The following is a 22,769-nucleotide window of genomic DNA, read 5'->3' as shown; positions in this document are numbered from 1 at the left end:
GAAATGACGATGGCTGACGAGAAGCAACCTGTCGAACCTGAAGAAGACGTTCCGGCCCACTCTACTGAAGAAGAGAAGGAGCGGTTGAAGGATTTCAATAAGGATGGAATTCCGCCGGGGATTTGTTGATTAGCGGGATGTATATGATGGTACGAAAAAGCCCGGTCTTGATGACCGGGCTTTTTGTATTTCTGGTGCCGAAAATAGGAATCGAACCTACGACCTTCGCGTTACGAGTGCGCTGCTCTACCGACTGAGCTATTTCGGCGAAATACTGAGGTAAAGCAGGCTAAACCTCGTTCCTACTCAAAGCGTCAGAATCCCGGTGATTAATTAAACTCCAGTCCGAGAACGGGTGCAGCCGCCCCCAGTAACGCCGAGCCAACTAATACGGTTCGCGTCAACGGTAGGCGTCCAAGTCACAGTACAACCGCCGGCCGCCGCTGTGCCAGTGACGACAATAGCTGCAGTGGCAGCAGTGAGTGTGACAGGGGCCATGTTAGGCGTCCCAGCAGGCAACCCTGCATATCCAACGGTTGTCTGCAGCCTTTGAGCAGTGTCGCAGCTAGCCAGAACCCCGTTGTTGGTCTGCAAGCACTCCGCAATTGCCGCTTTCACAGGAGCAATTGCAGTGTTGTTGTCAGCCCAGCGGGCACGTACAACGTAATCCTGATATTGAGGGATTGCGATAGCGGCCAGGATCCCGATGATCGCCACGACAATCATCAGCTCGATTAACGTAAAACCTTTTTGTAAATTCATCGCTACTACTCCAAGCGTCAATTTGGTGTTGCTCGAAGTAGGCTCTGCATGCAACGTGCCAGCTTCTAATCGCCGAAGCCTTTGCCCATCCCTCCACTATCGCCGTCGCAAATGGCACGCGGAGTCAGCACAAAGTGACAATTTCCGTCACCCTGACATTGCTTAATTGGCAGCCAAGCTTGACTAGGCTATAAACGGTCCAATGTGTGGATCTGGTGGCTGTAATGACTGACGTCGTCCTAACCGGCTTGGCTAAACAACTTGTTGTGGCTGAGCTGCTCACTGAAAAAACGGCCCAAAAAGCCTACGAACAAGCGCGACGTGACAAGGTTTCGCTCGTGCACCACCTCGTCGAGACGAAGCTGCTTAAGAGCATCACGCTGGCTGAGGTCGCGTCAGATCAATTCGGCATTCCATTTCTTGATCTCGGCACGCTGGACAAGGAGACCCAACCGAAAGGGCTCGTCAGTGAGAAGCTCATTCGCCAGCACTGCGCGCTTCCGCTGTGGCGTAGGGGTAACAAGCTTTTTGTGGGCATATCCGACCCCACCAATCATCAAGCTATTACTGACATCCAGTTCAGCACCGGCCTGACCACTGAAGCCATATTGGTCGAAGACGACAAACTGACCTTCGCCATCGATAAGTTTTTCGACGGCAATGCTGGTATGGGCGACTTGGCGGACGTTGACCTTGGTCTAGAAATCGAAGCGGTCGATGAGAGCAAAGAAACTGCGATTGGCGGCCAAGACGCCGATGACGCGCCGGTCGTCCGCTTCGTTAATAAGATGCTGATGGACGCTATCCGCCTAGGATCGTCTGATCTGCATTTCGAACCCTATGAAAAGATCTTTCGTGTAAGGCTCCGCACCGACGGCATTCTTCATGAGGTGGCAAAGCCGCCCATTCACTTGGCTGGCCGGATCGCTGCACGCCTGAAGGTCATGGCAAGCCTCGATATTTCGGAGCGTCGAAAACCGCAAGATGGCCGCATCAAACTCCGAATTTCTAAAAACCGGGCCATCGACTTCCGGGTCAACACGCTACCCACACTGTGGGGCGAAAAAATCGTGATGCGGATTCTGGATCCCACTACCGCTCAAATGGGCATTGACGCCTTAGGCTACGAGCCAGAACAGAAAGCGCTTTACCTTGAAGCTCTTCGCCAACCCCAAGGCATGATCCTGGTGACCGGCCCTACCGGCTCGGGTAAAACAGTATCGCTCTACACTGGATTGAATATTCTCAACACTGTCGATATCAATATATCGACGGCAGAGGACCCGGTCGAAATAAATCTCGAAGGCATCAACCAGGTCAACGTCAATCCGCGTCAGGGGATGGACTTCTCTCAGGCACTACGAGCGTTTCTGCGTCAGGATCCTGACGTAATCATGGTGGGTGAAATCCGAGATCTGGAAACAGCCGAAATCGCGATTAAGGCTTCGCAGACCGGCCACATGGTTTTGTCTACGCTGCACACCAACAGCGCGGCTGAAACCCTGACTCGCCTGCACCACATGGGCGTTGCAGCGTTCAACATTGCGACCGCAATCAACCTGATCATTGCTCAACGCCTGGCGCGCAAACTGTGCGCGCACTGCAAGAAAGAAGTCGAGATCCCACGGGAGACATTGATTGCAGAAGGTTTCCCCGAGTCGCAAATCGGATCATTCCAGCTTTACTCCCCAGTGGGATGCGAGCACTGCAACGGCGGCTACAAAGGCCGAGTAGGTATCTACGAAGTGGTGAAGAGCACGCCCGCACTGGAGCGCATCATCATGGAGGAAGGCAACTCGATCCAGATTTCCGAACAGATGCGCAGAGACGGCTTCAACGATCTGCGCACGTCCGGCCTGATGAAGGCGATGCAGGGCGTAACCAGTCTTGAAGAAATAAACCGGGTGACCAAGGATTAAGCATGGCGACCAAAGCAGTAAAAGTCAGCGTCTATGCTTGGGAAGGGCTGGATAAAAAAGGGACAAAGCTAACCGGCGAAACAACTGGGCACAACCCTGCTCTGGTCAAGGCCTTACTCCGCAAGCAGGGCATCAACCCAACCAAGGTCCGTAAAAAATCCGTTTCGATCTTTGGCAAGGGTAAAAAGATTAAGCCGCTGGACATCGCATTCTTCAGCCGCCAGATGGCCACCATGATGAAAGCGGGTGTACCGCTCCTACAATCCTTCGACATCATCAGCGAGGGGCATGACAACCCGAACATGCGCAAGTTGGTAGACGACATCAAACAGGAAGTCGCGGCAGGGCACAGCTTTGCTACAGCACTGAGGCAGAAGCCCTTATATTTCGACGACCTTTTCTGCAATCTGGTAGACGCTGGCGAACAAGCGGGGGCTCTTGAAACTTTGTTGGATCGAGTCGCGACCTACAAAGAAAAGACCGAATCGCTTAAAGCCAAGATCAAAAAAGCGATGACCTATCCCATCGCTGTGGTCATCGTCGCCTTTATCGTAACGGGGATTTTGTTACTCAAAGTAGTACCCCAGTTTCAGACTATTTTTGAAGGGTTTGGAGCGGAGCTACCTGCATTCACATTGATGGTGATCGGCTTATCAAAAATTGTTCAGGACTATTGGTGGATGATACTGGCCGGGATCGGATTAAGTATTTTCTTGTTTCGGCGCGCGTACCGAACTTCCGAAAAGTTTAGAAATGGCCTGGACCGGGCACTGCTCAAGGTGCCTGTCATCGGTCCGTTGTTGTACAAATCCGCCGTGGCGCGATATGCGCGGACTTTGTCCACGACATTCGCTGCGGGCGTTCCACTGGTAGAGGCGCTTGATTCCGTCGCTGGCGCGACCGGGAATGTTGTTTTCAAGAACGCCGTCAACAAAGTCAAGCAGGACGTTTCCACCGGCATGCAACTCAACTTCTCCATGCGCAGTACCGGCGTGTTTCCGATGCTGGCCATACAGATGACCGCAATTGGAGAGGAATCCGGAGCGCTGGACTCGATGCTTGATAAAGTCGCGACCTACTATGAGGACGAAGTTGACAATATGGTCGACAGCCTGACGAGCCTTATGGAACCCATGATTATGGCTTTCTTGGGTGTCATTGTCGGCGGACTCGTGATCGCCATGTACCTCCCTATTTTCAAGCTCGGACAAGTCGTCTAACCATGCCCCTCCTCGACCTCCTGGCCAGTTCCCCGCTGGCCTTCGTTCTATGCGCACTCGTCTTTGGCCTGCTCGTCGGCAGTTTCCTCAACGTGGTCATCTACCGCCTCCCCAACATGATGATCCGCGACTGGAAAATCCAGTCCCGGGAAATGCTCGACCTCCCCGCCGAGCCGCAACCAGAAACCTTCAACCTCATCCTCCCCCACTCCCGCTGCCCGCACTGCTCACACAAAATCCGCGCGTGGGAGAACATTCCGGTCGTGAGTTATCTCTTCCTCGGCGGCAAGTGTTCCCAGTGCAAAGCCCCCATCAGCAAGCGCTACCCGCTGGTTGAATTGGCGTGCGGCTTGCTGTCGGCCTTCATCGCCTGGCATTTCGGTTTCGGCTGGCAGGCTGGGGCGATGCTGGTGCTGACATGGGGTTTGTTGGCGATGAGTCTGATCGACGCCGACCACCAGCTTCTGCCGGACGCAATCGTATTGCCGTTGTTGTGGCTGGGCCTGATCGTGAATGCGTTCGGGCTGTTCACGTCGCTGACCGATGCGCTGTGGGGCGCGGTCGCGGGGTATCTGGTGTTGTGGTGTGTGTTCTGGCTGTTCAAGCTGATCACGGGCAAGGAAGGCATGGGTTACGGCGACTTCAAGTTGCTGGCGATGCTCGGCGCGTGGGGTGGGTGGCAGATTTTGCCGCTGACGATTCTGCTGTCGTCGATTGTCGGGGCGGTTTTGGGGCTGATCCTGCTGCGTTTGCGCAATGTCGAGACCAGCACGCCGATCCCCTTCGGTCCTTATCTGGCCCTCGCGGGGTGGATCGCTTTGCTCTGGGGTGATCAAATAACCACTTCGTATTTGCAGATCGCCGGCTTCAGATGACTTCTCCTGCGTCAAAACCCTGGATTCTGGGCCTTACCGGTGGCATCGGCAGCGGCAAGAGTGCGGCCGCTCAGTGCTTCGTCGATCTCGGCGTGCATTTGGTGGACGCCGATAACGCCGCCCGCTGGGTGGTCGAACCCGGGCGTCCTGCCCTGGCGCAGATTGCCGAGCACTTCGGCCCGAGCGTGTTGCAGGCCGATGGCACGCTGAATCGCTCGGCGTTGCGCGAGCTGATTTTCAAGGATCCGCAACAGCGGGTCTGGCTCGAAAGCCTGCTGCATCCGCTGATCCGAGAGGAAATCCGGCAGTATCTGGCGCGCGCCGAATCGGCTTACGCGATTCTGGTGTCGCCGCTGTTGCTGGAGACTTCTCAGCACCAGATGGTGCAGCGGGTATTGGTCATTGATGTGCCGGAATCGGTTCAAATCGAGCGCACGGTGTTGCGCGACAAGACCAACGAGGAGCAGGTGCGGGCGATTCTCAAGGCGCAGGCCAGTCGCGATGAGCGCTTGAGCCGGGCCGATGATGTGATCGTCAATGACCGTGACCCGGCCTGGCTGAAAAGCGAAGTCGAGCGCCTGCATCACTTTTATTTAACTTTGCGTGGAGGCCAATGATGAGCCAACCAATGACCGTCGATTGCCCAACCTGCGGAGCGCCCGTGGAATGGACACCGGAGAGTAAATTCCGGCCGTTTTGCTCGGACCGTTGCAAGCTGATAGACCTGGGTGCCTGGGCGTCGGAAGAACATGCGATTCCGGTGGCGCCGGATGCGGAAGACGAACTGTTTTCGGGTGATTTCGACCCTCGTCAGCACTGATCAAATTCAGCGGCCGTATGGCTCGCTCCCCGCAATTAATCGCAAAAACAAAAAAGCTCCGCGACCTTAATCGCGAAGCTTTTTTTGTGGCCGAGCGTTTTAGCCCAATTTACGCTGCGGCGCGCCGTGGACCATGGTGTAGGCGTAATCGACGCCCATGCCGTATGCACCGCTGTGCTCCAGGACCAACTCCATCACCGCCTCGTAGGTTTCCTTGTGTGCCCAGTCGCGCTGGAATTCGAGCAAAACCTGCTGCCAGGTGACCGGCACGGCGCCTGCCTGAATCATCCGTTGAACCGACATGTCGTGCGCTTCCTTGGTCGTGCCACCGGAAGCGTCAGTGACGATGTACACCTCGTAGCCTTCAGCCAAGGCGTCCAGCGTCGGGAAGTTCAGGCAGACCTCGGTCCACAGTGCGGCGATGATCAGCTTCTTGCGGCCGGTCGCCTTGACCGCTTCCACCAGTTTTTTGTCTTCCCACGAGTTCATCGACGTGCGCTCGATCGGCTGCTGATCCGGGAACACCGCCAGCAGTTCAGGCCAGATGAAACCGCTGAAGCTTTTGGTTTCGACCGAAGTGTAGATCGTCGGCACGTTGAATATCTTGGCGGCCTTGGCCAGGCCAACAGTGTTGTTCTTCAGGGTCTGGCGATCGATCGATTGAACGCCAAAAGCCATTTGCGGCTGGTGGTCGATCAGGATCAGGGCAGCGTTGGTTGGGTTCAGCAGTTCGCGAATGGACATGGGTAGATTCCTTAAATGGTCAGCAGTGAGTTCTTTGTGGGTTAGCCGCTGCGCTGGTTAAGCGTGTTGGCTGGCTTGGGAGTGAATTTACGGGCTAGCCGACAAAGGAACAATCCCATAGAATCGGGACTCATTGTTTCCAAATCAGGAACGGTCATGGATCGTATCGAATGCATGCGCGCGTTTGTCGCCACCGTAGGCGCCAATGGCTTTGCCGCAGCGGCCCGCGCACTGGACGTGCCGCGCTCGAAAATCAGCAAGCAGATTCAGGCGCTGGAAGAAGCCATTGGTGTGCAGCTGTTGCAGCGCACCACGCGCAGCCTGCATTTGACGGAAGCTGGCGCCGAGTACTACGACGCGTGTCGGGATGTCATCGCCTCGCTGGACGAAGCCGAACAACGGGCGCGGACCGGGATGGGTGAAATACGCGGCGTGTTGCGGGTCAATGCGCCGATGTCGTTTGGACTGAGTCGTCTGGGGCCGCTGATTCCGCGCTTCAACGAGTTGCACCCGAACGTTGAGCTGCAGGTCGTGCTGAGCGATCAGCAGGTGGATCCGGTCAAAGGCGGCTTTGACGTGACGATTCGGATCGCCAGCCTGCCGGACTCGTCGATGATCGCGCGCTCGCTGGCCCCGGCGCCGAGGATCATGGTGGCCTCGCCCGACTATCTGGCACGCGAAGGCACGCCGCAAACGCCCAAGGATTTGGCACACCATAAGTGCCTGAGTTATGGCTATTTGCAGAGTGGCGTGAGCCTGCAGTTATGCAACGGCAAGGAAACACAGCGGGTGACGGTGAGCGGGCCGTTGCACGCCAACAACGGTGACATTCTGGCGCAGGCTGCAGTGGCGGGAATGGGCATTGCGCTGCTGCCCAATTTCATCATCGAGCGCGCCGTGGCGGATGGGCGGCTGGTACCGGTGCTGTGCGATTGGGAAGCGCCGGCGATTACGGTGAACGCCGTGTACCCCTCGTCCCGACGGGTGCCGATGAAGACCCGAGCGTTCATTGATTTTCTGGTGGCTGAGTTGTCGGTTGAGTCCGAGGCGTTTTGACAGCCTCCCTCGGCATTAATATTCACTTCGATCCGTAGGAGCCGGCTTGCTGGCGAAGGCAATCTGTCAGCTACATCAAAGGGGATTGACATACCGCTTTCGCCAGCCAGCCGGCTCCTACAGACCTTTGCCCGCCAGAACATCTGTAAAGGATGCGCGCCCCTACAATTGCGGCGGTGTCAGATCCTTCAAACCACACTCCCCACCGGCACTTTCCCTGCGAGCCCATCCGCCAGGCTCGCCAATACCATCTCGCCCATCCGCGTCCGGGTTTGCACGGTGGCGCTGGCACGGTGGGGTTGCAGAACCACGGTTTCCAGGGCGAACAATACCTCCGGCACGTGGGGCTCATCGGCGAATACGTCGAGCCCCGCGCCCGCAATCGAGCCAGCTTCCAGCGCTGCAACAAGGTCAGGTTCATTGACGAGACTGCCGCGCGCCACGTTAATCAAGAAACCTTGCGCGCCCAGCGCTTCCAGCACCTTGGCGTTGATGATGCCTTTGGCTTTGTCGGCAGCCGCAGCAATGATCAGCGCGTCACTTTGCGCGGCCAGTTCGACCAGATCGCTGACGAAGGTGTAAGGCACGTCGCCCATGGCGTTGAGGTCGGTATAGCTGATCGGGCAACCGAACGCAGCAGCACGCGTGGCGACGGCCCGCCCTACCCTGCCCATGCCGACGATGCCGATGCGCATGCCGCTGAATTGACGCGCCAGGGGCAGCGGCACCAGCGGCGTCGCGGTCTTGGTCCATGCGCCGGAGCGTACATATCGGTCGCCCGTGCACAGCCCGCGACAGGCTGAAATCAGCAGACCGATGGCAAGGTCGGCGACGTCTTCGGTCAGCGCGCCGATGGTCGCCGAGACGCGAATGCCGCGGTCCCGCGCGTAGGCCAGATCAATCGCATCGGTGCCAACGCCGTTGACCGCGATGATTTCGACCTTCGGCAATTGCTCCATCACTTCACGGGTGATACCGGTGTGCCCGCCGGTGACCACACCGAGGATATTGGCGCCGTGCTCGCGCAGGTAAGCAGCCTTGTCGGCCTGCTGGAAATACGGGCGAACGGTGTAGCGCTCGTTCAGCCGCGCGTTGATGTCAGGGATCAGGATCGGGCTTAGCTGGAGGATTTCAGGTTTCATCGGTATCTCGCTTATCTCGAATTCGGACGGATCAACCACGGCCCACGAAGGGCATGTTGGTGGCCATGACGGTCATGTTCAGCACGTTGGCCGACAGCGGCAGTGCAGCGATGTAACGCACGGCGTCGGCGATGTGCTTGACGTCGATCATCGGCTCGACCGCTGTCGAGCCATTGGCCTGACGCACGCCTTTGGTCATGCGCACCGACAGCTCGGTCAGCGCGTTGCCGATGTCGATCTGGCTGCAGGCGATGTTGAACTCGCGACCGTCCAGCGCCAGGCTCTTGGTCAAGCCCAACACTGCGTGCTTGCTGGCGGTGTAGGGCGCGGTGAACGGCCGTGGCACGTGGGCGGAGATCGAACCGTTGTTGATGATCCGGCCACCCTGGGGCGACTGTTTGCGCATCAGGCCAAACGCACCGCGGCTGCACAGGAAAACGCCCGTCACGTTGGTGTCGATCACGCTTAGCCACTTCTCGATGGGCAGCTCGTCCATCGGCACAGCAGGGGCGTTGACGCCGGCGTTGTTGAATACCAGATCGAGGCGGCCATACACCTCCTCGATGGTGGCGAACAGGTGATCGACGCTGGCAGGATCACGTACGTCGCACGACACCGCCAACGCTTCCCCGCCCTGCTCGCGGGCCTGCGCCACCAGCTCTTCAAGCGGCTCGATACGGCGCCCGGTCACCACTACTTTGAAGCCATCTTCCAGCAGGCCTAACGCGACGGAGCGGCCGATGCCACTGCCCGCGCCGGTGACCAGGGCAATTTTCGAAACGGATTGATCAGTCATTATTGTTCTCCTTGTTGCTCATCAAAAATGCGGCTGTTCTGGATGATTTGCTCAGCGCCGCTCACCTACCCTCACTTCTAATTCGCCGACGCCGTCGATGCCGCCATTGATCACGTCGCCCGCTTCGAGCGCAGCAACGCCAGGCGGCGTGCCGGTCATGATCAGGTCGCCGGCGCGCAACGTGATGGAATGGGAAAGCTGGCTGATGACCTCGCTCACCGACCAGATCTGGCCTTCAAGGTCGGAACGCTGACGCTCGACGCCGTTGACGCTCAGCCAGATGGCGCCTTGTTGCGCATGACCGTCACGGGCTGCCGGGCGGATGGGCGTGATCGGCGCCGAGCCGTCGAACGCCTTCGCCGGCTCCCATGGATTGCCCACCGCCTTGGCCGCCATTTGCAGATCGCGGCGGGTCAGATCGAGCCCGGCGGCGTATCCCCAGACGTGGTCCAGCGCATGTTCGGCGTCTATCTCGAAACCGTCCTTGCCGATGGCGACGACCAGTTCGATCTCGTGGCAAAACTGGTCGGTCTGGGTCGGAAACGCAACCTCGCCCACTGCGTCCACCACCGATGTCGCCGGTTTCATGAAGAACGCCGGGACCTCGCGCTCAGCGGTGGCAGCATCGCCCCACAGGTAATTGCGCCCCAGGCAAAACACCCGGCCAACGGGGAATCGCGCCTCGCTGCCATGCACCGGCAGGCTGCTGACTCGGGGCGGTTCGAATACAAAGTTGCTCATGAAATTCCTTATCACCGAAAGACGCTCAATCCCGCCAGTTGCAGTTCAGACTACGGGATCAACCGACGGGAAAGTTGGACAAAACCGTGTTTGCGCTGGACTAAAAAACTCAATACCGCGGGCATTAAAAAAGGCGTATTCGCATACGCCTCTGCCCAGTACGGCATAAGTTCACACACACATTCTTGAGCGGTTACCGGGCCTTCAGCTCGATGCGATAAATGCGGCCAAGCAACAGTGAATAAGAGAGCGTGCCGATACACGCGACCCCGCCGATGAACCAGAACGCCCACGCGAAGTTGCCGGTGACATGCAGGATCTGCCCGATAACAATCGGCGTGACGATGCCGCCAATGTTGGCCGCCAGACTGGTGATGCCCCCGGTCAGGCCGATCAGTTCCTTGGGGGCGATTTCCGACACGGCTGCCCAAGACGATGACGCGATGCCCTGTGCGAAAAAGGCGATTGTGAGGAGCGCGATGCAGACTTCATTGGAGTCGGTGAAGTTGACCAGCATGATTGACATGCCCAGCGCCGAGCCCACAACCAGCGGCAATTTGCGAGAGAAGGACAGCGAGTAGCCGCGGCGAATCATCCAGTCGGCGATAAAGCCTGCCAGCAGCACGCCGACCGTGGCGCCAATGAACGGCAGCACTGCGAAGATGCCGACTTTGACCATGGTCAGATGCCGCTCTTCAATCAGGTAGGTCGGGAACCACGTCAGGAAAAAGTACAGCGCCGAGGTGCTGGCGAATTTGCCCAGGCAGATGGCCCATACCTGACGGTATTTCAGCAACTCGGCAATTTGCGCCCATTTGAATTTGTTTCGTTCCTGACTGCTTTTGACCAGGCCGCCGCCGTCTTCAATGTAAGCCAGTTCTTCCTTGCTGACTTTCTTGCAGTTCATCGGGTCGCGATACAGGTACAGCCAGGCAATCCCGAAGACGATGCCGATGACCCCGGTGCTGTAAAACACGTGGCGCCAGTCGTAGGTCGTGGCGAGCCACAGCAACAAACCGGTGAACAGCGCCGTGCCCAGATACTGCCCGCACACGTAGATGCTGCTGGCCATGCCGCGTTCCCGAGCCGGAAACCAGACCGTGACTGCGCGGCTGTTGGCCGGAAAGGCCGGTGCTTCCATTGCGCCAATAGCCAGACGCAAGCCGAACAACGAAGCGAAACCGCCTGCCATGCCCTGGCATACCGTCACCGCGGACCATGAGATAAGTGAAGCGCCGTAGGTGAAGCGCGAACCGAACCGGTCGGCGATGAAACCGGCCGGCACCAGGGCGAAGGCGTAGGTCCAGGCGAAAGCGGAGAAGATAAGGCCCATCTCGACCTTGTCCAGACCAAGGTCTTTGGCCATGAAAGGTGCAGCGATGGAGATGTTCACGCGGTCGACGTAGTTGATGATCGTGGCGATCAGTAGCAGCGACAGCATGAACCAGCGGCGGTGGGTCATCGGGCGGGCGGGAGCGGCGGTGACTGGAGCGGCCACGACAGCATCCATCGCCTGAATATCAGGGTTGCTCGACATGAGAATTCCTCATTGTTTTTATTGGTATCGAGTGATGAAGCGCACCCCCAACTTATCGTACGACCGGTTTTAAACAAGCCGACGCTTAGAACGTTTTTGGATTTCAACAGGCGCCCGTAATGAATTGTCCAAAAAACTGCCCCCGTGTTAAAACAGCACCGAGCAAACGAATGCGCACGCAAACGCCTGCGCTAGAGCAGTCCGTTGAAGGTGAGCGGTAAAAACATTCTTGGACAAATCCACTCGCCACCCCCGTACGCAAATGTTTGGATTTAGTCATACGACGACCGACAATAAGAAACACAAGACGAGGAGCACTCGATGGATTCCATCAATCGCGTCCCCACCTACGGCATGCAGCAGCGCAGTGAGCGGCCGGATTTTTACATCCGCGGCAAGACCGAGGGCAAGGCAGAAACCGCGCCTCATCGCCACGAGTATTTTCAGATTCAGATCAACCTCGGCGGCGACACCGTGCAGCACATCGGCGGTGTGGTACGGCCCTTCCCGCGCAACACACTGGCGTTCATCCTCCCGCATAAATTGCACCTCATTCCGCATCCACCGGAAGGCAATTTCCTGCTGATCAATTTCGCCCAGAATTTCCTCCTGCCCCAGTTGCAATGCGACCCGCTGGACCTCGAAGATGTGGCGATCGCCCTCGCCCCGGAGCTGTCGCCGTTTCGCTTTCAGGAGCACCTGGATTTCACGCTGGGCGCCGCTGATTTTGCCGAGATCAAGCATTTGCTGGGCCGCATGCGTGAGCTGGACGCGAACCGGCAATTCGGCTCGCGGGAGATTCTCAAAGGGTGCCTGCTGCAACTGATCGGCACGATCTGCCAGTTGTACGCTGAGCCGATCAAGCTGCTGGCCGACGACAATGCCGCCGAGCGCAGCCGCCGCGACGCGCTGGCGCGGATGTCGGAGTACGTGCGCAAGAACCTCGATGACCCGGACCTGAGCCTGAAAAAAGCCGCCTCGGCCGCGTTTCTGTCGCCCAACTACCTGACCCACTGGCTGCGCAAGGAAGTCGGCAAGACCTTCAGCGAACTGGTGCTGGAACGGCGCATGCACCTGGCGCGCACGCTGCTGCTTAACGGCAGCAAACCAGTGGGGGAAGTGGCGCGGTTATGTGGTTTCGCCGACGAGGCGTATTTCTCGCGGCGCTTCCGCCACGCCCACGGCATGCCGCCGGGGCAGTTCAGGAAGCAGCGGGATTTGTAAGCCTGACGCCCCCGCTCATGCGCCGGGCAGCTCCTTAAATGGATCAGCGCCTCCCCGGCCAACTTTATCTCGACCCCAGTGTTTCTTCTCGCCTCTGGAGCGTTAAGCTTGGCGCCATGGATGACTCCGATTATCTGCGTCTTTTGACGATCCAGGCCGAGCAAGCCAATGCGTTTCTGTCCAATGCGCGCAAGTGGGAGCGCGAGCGTTGGGTGTGCGAACGGTTGTTGCAGGGCCTGAACATTCCCCATCGCACCGACGACTTCCTGCCTGCCGGGCAAGAGCCGCCGGACGTACTGTTTCGCGATGCATGTTTTGAAGTGTTCTTCGTACTGGATGAAGGTCGTCGGCTCAACGATGAGTGGCGCGAAGAACTGCAACGTCGGCGCAGCGCGTTTTCCCTCAGCCAACTGGTGCGCCGGGAAGCCAAACCCAAGCGCATTCCCGCTGCCGAATTGCTCCGGCGCCTGGCACCCACGTTGCGCAAAAAGGCCCACAACTACACAGAGCGCGGCCTGGATTTGGGCGAGCTGGACATCATTGCCTTCGCCAGCCTCAAGCGTGAAGTCCTCGACCTGAACAGCCACTTTCCGCCGCCCACCGAGTATTTGCGCCAAGGCTGGCGATCACTCTCGCTGGTCGGGCCGACCTTTGCCCGGGTATTGTTCGCCCATCCGGATGCCCCGGACTTCCTGCGGACCAATCTGGGCCGCAGCGTGGTGTTTGATGTAGGAATCAGTTTATGAGCCCGTTGCAGGAATTGATCGCCGACGTACCCCAGCGCGGGCGCGTGCGCTGGATCGGCGTGCGCCCCGAATCCCGAGGCGAGATGATTGAGCTGGAAGCCGTGGAAGCGCGCCGCGAAGCAGGCCTGACCGGCGATCACGCGCGCCCGGGCCCGCGCAACGCTCGACAGGTGACCCTGATCCAGTGGGAGCATTTCGCCGTGATCGGCTCGCTGATGGGCCGGGCCGAAGACAACCCGGTGTTGCCTCAGGATTTGCGACGCAACATCGTGATCAGCGGCATTAACCTGTTCAGCCTGAAGAACCGGCGCTTCCGCATCGGCCAGGCGATCTTCGAAACAACGGGCTGGTGCCAACCCTGCGCACGCCTTGAGCAGCGCCTGGGCCACGGCATTTTTCAGGCCGTCCGTGGCCATGGCGGAATCACCGCGCGGGTGATACAAAGCGGCATCGTGCGTCTGGACGACGTTTTGTGTATCGAGCCGATCGAACCGAGCGTCCAGGACTTTAACGCAGCCAACAGCGCCGCCTCCTGATCCGGGTCAATCGTGATAAAGAGCCTCAAATGATCAGCCGCCTGAAACCTGCCGACACCGCGCGTGTCGAAGCGTACGTTCGAGCCCCCCGCCCAAGTCGAGCGCCGGCCCTTTTGGCGTTGGCTGCTCCTTGTAATGGTGCTCGGACCGGGCCCTTTGAGCCGTTTACTGAGCAATCTGACGCTATGAGCTGCCTTGCGCTCGCGCGGATTGCGCTGACACAGAATCCCTTAAGCCTTATGAGATATCCCCATGACCCATCGTATTGTGATTGTCGGCGGAGGCGCTGGCGGTCTGGAGCTGGCCACCCGCCTGGGTAAAACCCTCGGCAAGAAACGCACCGCCAGCGTCACGCTGGTCGACGCCAATCTGACCCACATCTGGAAACCGCTGCTGCACGAAGTGGCCGCCGGTTCGCTCAACTCTTACGAGGACGAGCTGAACTACGTGGCGCAAGCCAAGTGGAACCATTTTCAATTTCAGATGGGCCGCATGACCGGGTTGGATCGGGAGAACAAGCAGATTCACCTGGCCGAGACCCTCGACGAAAACGGCAATGAGCTGGTCCCGGCGCGCAGCCTGGATTACGACTCCCTGGTGATTTCCGTCGGCAGCACGACCAACGACTTCGGCACCAAAGGCGCGGCTGAGCACTGCCTGTTTCTCGACACGCGCAAGCAGGCCGAGCGCTTCCATCAACAATTGCTCAATCGCTACCTGCGCGCCCACGCCAGCCAGAATGATGCGGCCGAAGAGATCAACGTCGCCATCGTCGGTGCCGGTGCGACCGGTGTCGAGCTGGCCGCGGAACTGCACAATGCCGCGCACGAACTGGCGGCTTACGGGCTGGGCCAGATCAAGCCGGAAAACCTGCGCATTACGGTGATTGAGGCCGGACCGCGCGTCCTGCCGGCACTGCCGGAACGTATTGGCGGCCCGGTGCACAAGACGCTGGAGAAATTGGGCGTCACGGTCCTGACCAATTCGGCGGTCAGCGAAGTGACGGCTGAAGGCCTGGTGACCGCAACAGGTCAGGTGATTCCTGCGACGCTGAAGGTCTGGGCGGCAGGCATCCGCGCTCCTGCGTTTCTGGAGGGCATCGCCGGTCTTGAGACCAATCGCATCAACCAGCTACAGGTGCGTCCGACGCTGCAGACGACCCGCGACGACAATATCTTCGCTTTCGGTGACTGCGCGGCCTGCCCGCAAAAAGGCACGGATCGCAACGTCCCGCCCCGCGCGCAAGCGGCGCATCAGCAGGCATCGTTGCTGGTGAAGTCGCTGAAGCTGCGCATCGACGGCGGCACGCTGCCCGAGTACCGCTACAAGGACTATGGCTCGCTGATCTCGCTGTCGAAGTTCTCGGCGGTCGGCAATCTGATGGGCAACCTGACCGGCAGCGTCATGCTCGAAGGCTGGCTGGCGCGGATGTTCTACGTCTCGCTGTATCGCATGCACCAGATGGCACTGTACGGCATGTTCCGCACGCTGATGCTTATGCTGGGCAGCCGAATCGGCCGCGGCACCGAGCCACGCATGAAGCTGCACTAAGGCTCAGCCTTGCAGGCCCGCCGCGCCAATGCGGCGGGCCTCATCCCTCCCGCATTCCAGACACCTGCCTTTCCGGGCGGGCGCGAGAATGCGCGCCCGTTACGGCATCACCCGCCCTTTGCCCAGATGCTTGGCCTTGTACATCCAGCGGTCGGCTTCGCGCATCAGTTCGTCAGGGGCCTTGCCCGAGCCGGGTTCATACATGGAGAAGCCGATGCTGGCGTTGCTGCGAATGACATCGCCCTTGATCGTGAGGGGCTGAGCAATCGCCGTGAGGAGTTTCTGAGCCACTTCACGGGCTTCTTCCACCCCCGGCGTGATGCCCTCCAGAATCACAATGAATTCATCACCGGCCAGTCGAACCAGGCTGTCAGTCCTGCGGATGCAGCTCTGCAAACGCGTGGCGATAGCGCGCAGCAGATCATCACCGGCATCGTGTCCGTAACTGTCGTTGATGCCTTTGAATCCATCCAGGTCAATGAACATCAGCGCCATCTGTAGCCTGGAGCGATCCGCCCGCGCCTGAGCGATGGGCAACAGGGAGTCCAGCGCGCGGCGATTGTGCAGACCGGTCAGGGAGTCATGTCGGGCCTCCTGCTCTAGCTCCTTGCGCGCCTGAATGTTCTGGATGATCGAAATGAAATATTCCAGCTCTCCTGCTTCGGACAGCTTCTTCGTGACGCTCAGATTGACCCAAACCGCTCTGCCATCTTTGCGCAGGTAACGCTTCTCCATCTGGTAGCTGTTGATTTCACCGACACTCAGCTGATGCAGCATCTCAAGGTCATTGTCCAGGTCCTCAGCGTGGGTGATGTCCTGAAACGTCAGGTGCTTGAGCTCATCGGGCGCGTAGCCAAGGACATCGCACAGCGCAGCATTGACGCTGATCCAGCCACCGTCGGGCGCCACCAGCGCAATGCCTACAGAGGCCAGCTCGAACATTGAGCGATACCCCGCCTCGCTGGCTTCGAACAAGGCCTCGGAGCGATTCTTCTGAATCCGCGTCAGCATCAGGTTTTCCCGCAGCTGCATTTCGCGGCTGACGATCTCGGCCAGGTCGTGGAGGATGGACAACTCGTCCGGGGTGAGGATTCTGGGCCGCGCGTCAATGGCGCAAAGCGTGCCCACGGCAAAGCCCTGGCTGGTGCGGATGGGCACGCCGGCATAAAAGCGGACATGGGGATCGCCGGTGACCAGCTGGTTGTCGCAGAACCGCGCGTCCTCGAGGGCATCGGGCACCACAAGCTCGGCGGCTTCAAGGATGGCGTGCGCGCAAAACGCGAGTTCCCGCGGAAGCTCCACCGCTTCAAGCCCCACTCGGGACTTGAACCACTGACGGTCCTGATCCACCAGCGATATCAGGGCAATCGGCACGTTCAGCACTTGCGCCACTAGACGGGTGATCCGGTCCAGCTCAACCTCGGGGGGTGTGTCGAGTACTTCGAGAAGATGCAGCGCTTCAAGTCGCTGTTGCTCGAATGAAGGAGTTGGCGACTTCATAAACGGCCGATCCTGAAAAGACTGCCTGAAGTCTATACCGGGCCTCATGAATCCGCACCGGAGCGCCGCGTAAATAAACGACCTGGCCGTCGCGATTGATCCGGCTGCCGGTGAAGAAATCTGTCATGCCTTGTCATAAAAACGTGCTGTTTGCTGTGATCCCATCAACGCATCTCACCCCGATGTCGCTCGATCACAGGAAGTCATCCATGTTGCAGCTCTCCCGTCTGATGCTGGCCGCAGGCCTTGGCATCGCGCTTAATCTTTCCATGGCCGCCACGGCAGGTGCAGCGTCCGAAGTCACCGGCGCCGGCTCCACGTTTATCTATCCGGTGCTGTACAAGTGGGCCACCGACTACAACCAGAAGACCCGGATCAAGGTTAATTATCAGTACATAGGCTCCGGCGCAGGCATTGCGCTGATCAAGGAAGGCGCCGTGGATTTCGGCGCGACTGACCGGCCGATGAGTTCGGCAGACCTGGAATCCTTTGGCCTGCAGCAGTTTCCCTCGGTGATTGGCGGCATCGTCCCGGTCATCAACGTCGCCTCGGTCAAACCGGGCACGCTGAAATTCACCGGGCCAGTGCTGGCGGCCATCTATCTCGGCAAAATCAACAAATGGAATGACCCGGCACTCACTGCTCTGAACCCGGGCGTGAAGCTGCCTGACGCGAATATCAGCGTCGCCTATCGCTCTGATGATTCTGGCACCACGTTCAACTGGGTCAGTTATCTGGCGAAGGTCAGCCCGCAATGGAAGAGTCAGCTCGGCGCAGGGTCGTCGATCAAGTGGCCGGTGGGAATGGGCAGCAAAGGCAGCGAGGGCGTGGCGACGTACGTGAAGCAGGTGCCGAACTCGATCGGTTACGTCGAGTACGCCTACGTCAAACAGCAGAAGTTGAATTACGGGCTGTTGCAGAACGCTGCGGGCGCATTCGTGACGCCGAGCACCGAGAGCTTTCAAGCGGCAGCCGCGACGGCAGACTGGAAGAATGCCAAGGATTTTGATCTGTCGATGCTCGACGCGCCGGGGGAAAACGCTTACCCGATTACGGCCGCGACGTTCATCGTGATGTACAAGCAGCCCAAAGATGCTGATCGTCAGAAGACCGTTCAGGATTTCTTTCGCTGGACGCTGGAAAGCGGTCAGGAACACGCTCGCTCGCTGGATTTCGCACCGATCCCTGATGACCTGAAAAATCAGATCGAGACTTACTGGGCTAACCCGCCCAAGGCTCAGTGAATGCCGGAAACGAAAAAAGCGTCCCTAAGGACGCTTTTTTGTAGCTTCAGCGCGAGTGGCGCTTAAGCGGTATTTTCTGCCCGGATACAGCTGGGGCGAAAATGGTCGGGGTAAGGGGATTCGAACTCCTGACATCCTGCTCCCAAAGCAGGCGCGCTACCGGACTGCGCTATACCCCGGTGAAACATGAAAACACCCTAAGGTATTTCCAGAGCGGGTGACGCGGATGGCGTCACTCCCTAAGATCCAACCCGATGAAGCCAGGTCAAAAATGGTGGGTCGTGTGGGATTCGAACCTACGACCAATTGGTTAAAAGCCAACTGCTCTACCAACTGAGCTAACGACCCAAATAATGGTCGGGGTAAGGGGATTCGAACTCCTGACATCCTGCTCCCAAAGCAGGCGCGCTACCGGACTGCGCTATACCCCGACGGTACTACCTCTTGAAATTGGCTCCGTGACCAGGACTCGAACCTGGGACCCAATGATTAACAGTCATTTGCTCTACCGACTGAGCTATCACGGAACGATCTTTTCAAATCTATCAATTTCAGATGCAGCGTTTGACGCGCTTCAACACAACAAATTCAGTAAATCATCACCAGATGAATCCGGCATTCACCTCACTGAACCTACCGCATTTTCAGCCTCTTCGACCTGTTTGCATCGCTGCGTTCACGTCTCTGAGGCGCGCTATTCTACATTTCCAGAAACACCTGTCAACCCTCTAAATTGCTTTCAAGACAATGATTTGCGAATTTTTTGCGGATCGCCCTTTAGCCCCCGAAAATCCTGCGGTTCAGTGAATAAATCACCGCGCATAAAAAAGGGCTCCCGCCTGGAGAGCCCTTTTGCGCCTCTATATAGAGGTGCGGATCAGCCGAAGACGATCTCGTCGTCCTGCACTGTGCCTCTGATGCTGGTGCCAGGCATGAAGCCACCCGACAGGATCAACTGAGCCAGCGGGTTTTCGATCCAGCGCTGGATCGCTCGTTTAAGCGGCCGCGCGCCGTAGACAGGGTCGTAGCCGACGGCGATCAGCTTGTCCATCGCCTCGGTGGACAGCTCCAGCCGCAGATCGCGCTCCGCCAGACGCTGGCGCAGACGACCCAGCTGGATCTCGGTGATGCCTGCAATCTGATCGCGGGCCAGCGGTTCAAAGATCACCACTTCGTCGACCCGATTGATGAACTCCGGACGGAAGTGCGTGGTGAGCGCATCCATGACTGCCGCGCGCTGCCCTTCACGATCGCCCACCAGCTCCTGAATACGAGCCGAGCCCAGGTTGGAGGTCATGACGATGACGGTATTACGGAAATCCACCGTACGCCCGTGACTGTCGGTCAGACGCCCGTCTTCGAGCACTTGCAGCAGGACGTTAAACACGTCCGGGTGTGCCTTCTCGACTTCGTCCAGCAGGATGACCGAGTAAGGCTTGCGCCGCACCGCTTCGGTCAGATAGCCACCCTCTTCGTAACCGACATAGCCAGGTGGCGCGCCGATCAGCCGCGCCACGGAATGTTTCTCCATGAACTCGGACATGTCGATCCGCACCATCGCTTCTTCGGTGTCGAACAGGAATTCCGCCAGCGCCTTGCACAGCTCGGTCTTACCCACACCGGTCGGGCCGAGGAACATGAACGAGCCGCTAGGACGGTTTGGGTCCGACAGCCCGGCACGCGACCGTCGAACAGCGTTGGCCACCGCGACAACCGCTTCGTTCTGGCCGATCACGCGCTGGTGCAACAGCTCTTCCATTTTCAGCAGCTTGTCGCGCTCGCCTTCGAGCATCTTCGAGACAGGAATACCGGTCCACTTGGACACGACTTCGGCAATCTCTTCCTCGGTCACCTTGCTGCGCAGCAACTGGTTTTCCGGCTTGCCGTGCTGGTCGACCATCTGCAGGCTGCGCTCCAGATCAGGAATCACGCCGTACTGCAATTCGGCCATGCGGTTCAGGTCGCCCTTACGCCGTGCCGCTTCCAGTTCCTGACGGGACTGCTCGATCTTTTGCTGAATCTGCGCAGAACCGGTCACTTCCGCTTTTTCGGAGGTCCAGATTTCTTCGAGGTCGGCGTACTCCCGCTCAAGGCGCTGAATCTCCTCCTGAAGTTTTTCCAGGCGCTTGATCGCGGCCTCGTCGTCTTCCTTCTTCAGCGCCTGCGCCTCTACTTTTAGCTGGATCAGGCGACGTTCAAGGCGGTCGAGCACTTCCGGCTTGGAGTCGATCTCCATACGAATGCGGCTGGCCGCTTCGTCGATCAAGTCGATGGCTTTGTCCGGCAGTTGCCGATCGGTGATGTAGCGATGGCTGAGCTTGGCCGCCGCGATGATCGCGCCGTCGGTGATCGCCACCTTGTGGTGAACTTCATAGCGCTCTTTCAAGCCGCGCAGGATGGCGATGGTGTCTTCTTCGCTCGGCTCGTCCACCAGCACTTTCTGGAAGCGACGCTCGAGAGCGGCGTCCTTCTCTATATATTGGCGGTACTCGTTGAGCGTCGTGGCGCCCACGCAATGCAGCTCACCACGGGCCAGCGCCGGCTTGAGCATGTTGCCGGCGTCCATTGAGCCCTCGGCCTTGCCGGCACCGACCATGGTGTGCAGCTCGTCGATGAACAGAATGATCTGCCCTTCCTGCTTCGACAGTTCATTGAGCAGCCCTTTCAGGCGCTCTTCGAACTCGCCACGGAACTTGGCACCTGCGATCAGCGCACCCATGTCCAGCGACAGCAGACGCTTTCCGCGGAGGCCGTCTGGCACTTCACCGTTGATGATGCGTTGGGCAAGGCCTTCGGCGATGGCGGTTTTACCCACGCCAGGTTCACCGATCAGCACCGGATTGTTCTTGGTCCGGCGTTGCAGCACCTGGATGGTCCGACGGATTTCGTCGTCGCGGCCAATCACCGGATCGAGCTTTCCTTCCTCGGCGCGCTTGGTCAGGTCAACGGTGTACTTGTCCAGCGCCTGACGGGATTCTTCCGCGTTTGGGTCGTTGACAGCATCGCCGCCACGCAGGTTGCTGATGGCGTTTTCCAGGGCTTTCTTGCTGACGCCCTGACCGAGCAGCAGCTTGCCGAGTTTGCTGTTCTCGTCCATGGCGGCGAGCAACACCAATTCACTGGAAATGAACTGATCGCCTTTTTGCTGAGCCAGTCGATCAGCCTGGTTCAACAGGCGCGCCAAGTCCTGGGACATGTTCACGTCGCCAGTCGGGTTCTGGATTTTCGGCAGTTGATCGAGCTCTTTGCTCAACGCAGTGCGCAGGCTGTTGACGTCAAAGCCCACTTGCAGCAGCAAAGGCTTGATCGAACCGCCCTGCTGTTCAAGCAATGCCTGCATCAGATGCGCAGGCTCGATGGCCGGATGGTCCAAACCCACCGCCAGTGATTGAGAATCTGATAGAGCGAGTTGTAACTTGCTGGTTAAACGGTCAATACGCATGGGTCACCTTCCTAAATGGGCAGGCCGGAGTAATGAACACACCTAATAAAGAAAACCTGCCAGATGGTTCTTTACATGCGGCCGATTAGGCAGGATTCAAGCGCCGACGGGTTGACATGGATCAACATTAGCTTGAAGGCAGGGTTTCGGGATGAATGAGTGCGGCAGCGTGGCAAAGGCTACCGGGCTTCTATCCAGATGAGAGACGCGAACCGTCCGGTGCGCGCGCCACGGCGATAAGAGAAGAATCGCTCATCGTCGTAGGTCGAGAGACCGCCGCCATACACCGCTGTGACGCCATGAGCGGCGAGACGCAGACGCGCCAATTGGTAGATGTCAGCCATGAACTTGCCGTCGTTGGCGCCCGACACGAATGCATCGGCTGTCTCTGGGTGCGTCGCCATGAAGGCCTCTCGCACCTCGGTACCCACTTCAAATGCCTGGGGCCCAATGGCAGGGCCGAGCCAGACAAGGATGTCGGAGGGCGCATCGGCAAAACTGTCCACCGTCGCCTCAAGCACACCCGCCGCCAGACCGCGCCAGCCCGCATGGGCAGCGGCAACCTGAGTGCCCGTTTTATTGCAGAACAGTGCGGGCAGGCAATCGGCCGTCATGATGGTGCAGGCCACGCCCGGGGTTTGACTCCAGCCGGCGTCAGCCACAGGCACTTCTGCGGGCGTGGCCTCGACGACGTCGGTGCCATGAACCTGCTTCAGCCATGCAGGCTGAATGCGCAGGCGCGAGGTCAGTGAGGAACGGTTGTGCGCAACGGCTGCTGGATCGTCGTCAACGTGATCGCCCAGATTGAAGCTGTCGAACGGCGCCGCGCTGACTCCGCCCGATCGCGTCGTGACGCACGCTTTGACACCCGCCGGCGCAGGCCAGTCGGGAATCAGCCAGTTCGTCACGCCCTC

At 58.8% G+C, this 22,769-nt stretch carries 20 protein-coding genes, 5 tRNA genes and 1 pseudogene; 12 read left to right on the top strand and 14 right to left on the bottom strand.

Annotation, left to right across the window (positions count from 1 at the left end; translation table 11 throughout):
- Window positions 1-192: 192 nt before the first annotated feature.
- Window positions 193-268, bottom strand: a tRNA-Thr gene (locus FX982_RS10975).
- A gap of 65 nt (window positions 269-333) precedes the next feature.
- A complete protein-coding gene (locus tag FX982_RS10970; RefSeq protein WP_172610649.1) occupies window positions 334-762 on the bottom strand; it encodes a pilin in 429 nt (142 codons plus the stop codon).
- A 224-nt stretch (window positions 763-986) separates the two neighbouring features.
- Between FX982_RS10970 and pilB the strand changes: the two genes are divergently transcribed.
- From pilB to yacG, 5 genes are read left to right on the top strand one after another with little or no spacing between them, the layout of a single operon-like run.
- Window positions 987-2,681 carry a type IV-A pilus assembly ATPase PilB gene (gene pilB / locus FX982_RS10965; RefSeq protein ID WP_172610648.1) on the top strand — a complete coding sequence of 565 codons (1,695 nt, stop codon included), beginning with the start codon at window positions 987-989 and terminating at the stop codon, window positions 2,679-2,681.
- Between the two features lie 2 nt (window positions 2,682-2,683).
- Window positions 2,684-3,901: a type II secretion system F family protein gene (locus FX982_RS10960; RefSeq protein ID WP_172610647.1), complete on the top strand. Its 1,218-nt coding sequence runs from the start codon at window positions 2,684-2,686 to the stop codon at window positions 3,899-3,901.
- A 2-nt stretch (window positions 3,902-3,903) separates the two neighbouring features.
- Window positions 3,904-4,776 (top strand): prepilin peptidase, encoded by an 873-nt coding sequence (locus FX982_RS10955; RefSeq protein ID WP_172610646.1) that lies wholly within the window; start codon window positions 3,904-3,906, stop codon window positions 4,774-4,776.
- Entirely contained in the window at window positions 4,773-5,393 is a 621-nt protein-coding gene (gene coaE / locus FX982_RS10950) for a dephospho-CoA kinase (RefSeq protein WP_172610645.1), read from the top strand. The genes FX982_RS10955 and coaE overlap by 4 nt, the downstream gene beginning before the upstream one ends.
- Entirely contained in the window at window positions 5,393-5,596 is a 204-nt protein-coding gene (gene yacG, locus FX982_RS10945) for a DNA gyrase inhibitor YacG (protein ID WP_062378727.1), read from the top strand. The genes coaE and yacG overlap by 1 nt, the downstream gene beginning before the upstream one ends.
- A gap of 99 nt (window positions 5,597-5,695) precedes the next feature.
- Here the strand turns inward: yacG and FX982_RS10940 are convergent, their stop codons facing one another.
- A complete protein-coding gene (locus FX982_RS10940) occupies window positions 5,696-6,340 on the bottom strand; it encodes a hydrolase (RefSeq protein WP_122535388.1) in 645 nt (214 codons plus the stop codon).
- 156 nt (window positions 6,341-6,496) lie between these two features.
- Between FX982_RS10940 and FX982_RS10935 the strand changes: the two genes are divergently transcribed.
- A complete protein-coding gene (locus FX982_RS10935) occupies window positions 6,497-7,396 on the top strand; it encodes a LysR family transcriptional regulator (RefSeq protein ID WP_172610644.1) in 900 nt (299 codons plus the stop codon).
- Between the two features lie 188 nt (window positions 7,397-7,584).
- Here the strand turns inward: FX982_RS10935 and FX982_RS10930 are convergent, their stop codons facing one another.
- The 4 genes from FX982_RS10930 to FX982_RS10915 form a co-directional block, all read right to left on the bottom strand.
- Window positions 7,585-8,538 (bottom strand): 2-hydroxyacid dehydrogenase, encoded by a 954-nt coding sequence (locus tag FX982_RS10930; RefSeq protein ID WP_172610643.1) that lies wholly within the window; start codon window positions 8,536-8,538, stop codon window positions 7,585-7,587.
- Between the two features lie 31 nt (window positions 8,539-8,569).
- A complete protein-coding gene (locus tag FX982_RS10925) occupies window positions 8,570-9,334 on the bottom strand; it encodes an SDR family oxidoreductase (RefSeq protein WP_122535385.1) in 765 nt (254 codons plus the stop codon).
- 51 nt (window positions 9,335-9,385) lie between these two features.
- Window positions 9,386-10,075: a fumarylacetoacetate hydrolase family protein gene (locus FX982_RS10920; RefSeq protein ID WP_172610642.1), complete on the bottom strand. Its 690-nt coding sequence runs from the start codon at window positions 10,073-10,075 to the stop codon at window positions 9,386-9,388.
- Window positions 10,076-10,268: 193 nt separating this feature from the next.
- Complete coding sequence (locus tag FX982_RS10915) at window positions 10,269-11,585, bottom strand: MFS transporter (protein ID WP_254074922.1); 1,317 nt, start codon at window positions 11,583-11,585, stop codon at window positions 10,269-10,271.
- Between the two features lie 348 nt (window positions 11,586-11,933).
- Between FX982_RS10915 and FX982_RS10910 the strand changes: the two genes are divergently transcribed.
- From FX982_RS10910 to FX982_RS10890, 5 genes and pseudogenes are all read left to right on the top strand, one after another.
- The gene (locus FX982_RS10910; RefSeq protein WP_172610640.1) at window positions 11,934-12,836 is read left to right on the top strand and encodes a helix-turn-helix transcriptional regulator; all 903 of its coding nucleotides are present in this window, start codon (window positions 11,934-11,936) and stop codon (window positions 12,834-12,836) included.
- Between the two features lie 116 nt (window positions 12,837-12,952).
- Window positions 12,953-13,582, top strand: a complete 630-nt coding sequence (locus tag FX982_RS10905; RefSeq protein WP_122535381.1) for a DUF1780 domain-containing protein — start codon at window positions 12,953-12,955, stop codon at window positions 13,580-13,582.
- Entirely contained in the window at window positions 13,579-14,118 is a 540-nt protein-coding gene (locus FX982_RS10900) for an MOSC domain-containing protein (RefSeq protein WP_172610639.1), read from the top strand. Before FX982_RS10905 ends, FX982_RS10900 begins: the two co-directional genes overlap by 4 nt.
- Window positions 14,119-14,147: 29 nt before the next feature.
- Window positions 14,148-14,307, top strand: a pseudogene (locus FX982_RS10895) (DUF3094 family protein).
- A 63-nt stretch (window positions 14,308-14,370) separates the two neighbouring features.
- Window positions 14,371-15,669, top strand: coding sequence for an NAD(P)/FAD-dependent oxidoreductase (locus tag FX982_RS10890; RefSeq protein WP_172610638.1), 1,299 nt, complete (start codon window positions 14,371-14,373; stop codon window positions 15,667-15,669).
- Window positions 15,670-15,768: 99 nt separating this feature from the next.
- Here FX982_RS10890 and FX982_RS10885 read toward each other — a convergent pair whose 3' ends face one another.
- Entirely contained in the window at window positions 15,769-17,169 is a 1,401-nt protein-coding gene (locus tag FX982_RS10885; RefSeq protein ID WP_172610637.1) for a sensor domain-containing diguanylate cyclase, read from the bottom strand.
- Between the two features lie 209 nt (window positions 17,170-17,378).
- Here FX982_RS10885 and pstS point away from each other — a divergent pair, with 209 nt between their 5' ends.
- The gene (pstS, locus tag FX982_RS10880) at window positions 17,379-18,413 is read left to right on the top strand and encodes a phosphate ABC transporter substrate-binding protein PstS (protein WP_254074893.1); all 1,035 of its coding nucleotides are present in this window, start codon (window positions 17,379-17,381) and stop codon (window positions 18,411-18,413) included.
- Window positions 18,414-18,515: 102 nt separating this feature from the next.
- Here pstS and FX982_RS10875 read toward each other — a convergent pair.
- From FX982_RS10875 to pgeF, 6 genes are all read right to left on the bottom strand, one after another.
- Window positions 18,516-18,592 (bottom strand) — tRNA-Pro (locus FX982_RS10875).
- Between the two features lie 93 nt (window positions 18,593-18,685).
- Window positions 18,686-18,761 (bottom strand) — tRNA-Lys (locus FX982_RS10870).
- 6 nt (window positions 18,762-18,767) lie between these two features.
- A tRNA-Pro gene (locus tag FX982_RS10865) sits at window positions 18,768-18,844 on the bottom strand.
- A gap of 20 nt (window positions 18,845-18,864) precedes the next feature.
- Window positions 18,865-18,940: transfer RNA gene (locus FX982_RS10860), tRNA-Asn, on the bottom strand.
- Between the two features lie 350 nt (window positions 18,941-19,290).
- Window positions 19,291-21,855: an ATP-dependent chaperone ClpB gene (clpB, locus tag FX982_RS10855; RefSeq protein WP_122535376.1), complete on the bottom strand. Its 2,565-nt coding sequence runs from the start codon at window positions 21,853-21,855 to the stop codon at window positions 19,291-19,293.
- 179 nt (window positions 21,856-22,034) lie between these two features.
- Entirely contained in the window at window positions 22,035-22,763 is a 729-nt protein-coding gene (gene pgeF, locus FX982_RS10850; protein WP_172610635.1) for a peptidoglycan editing factor PgeF, read from the bottom strand.
- Between the last annotated feature and the right edge of the window lie 6 nt (window positions 22,764-22,769).

The organism is Pseudomonas graminis, assembly GCF_013201545.1.
Classification (GTDB): domain Bacteria; phylum Pseudomonadota; class Gammaproteobacteria; order Pseudomonadales; family Pseudomonadaceae; genus Aquipseudomonas.
Note: the sequence above shows the minus strand (reverse complement) of the source record. Positions and strands in the feature narration are given on the sequence as shown.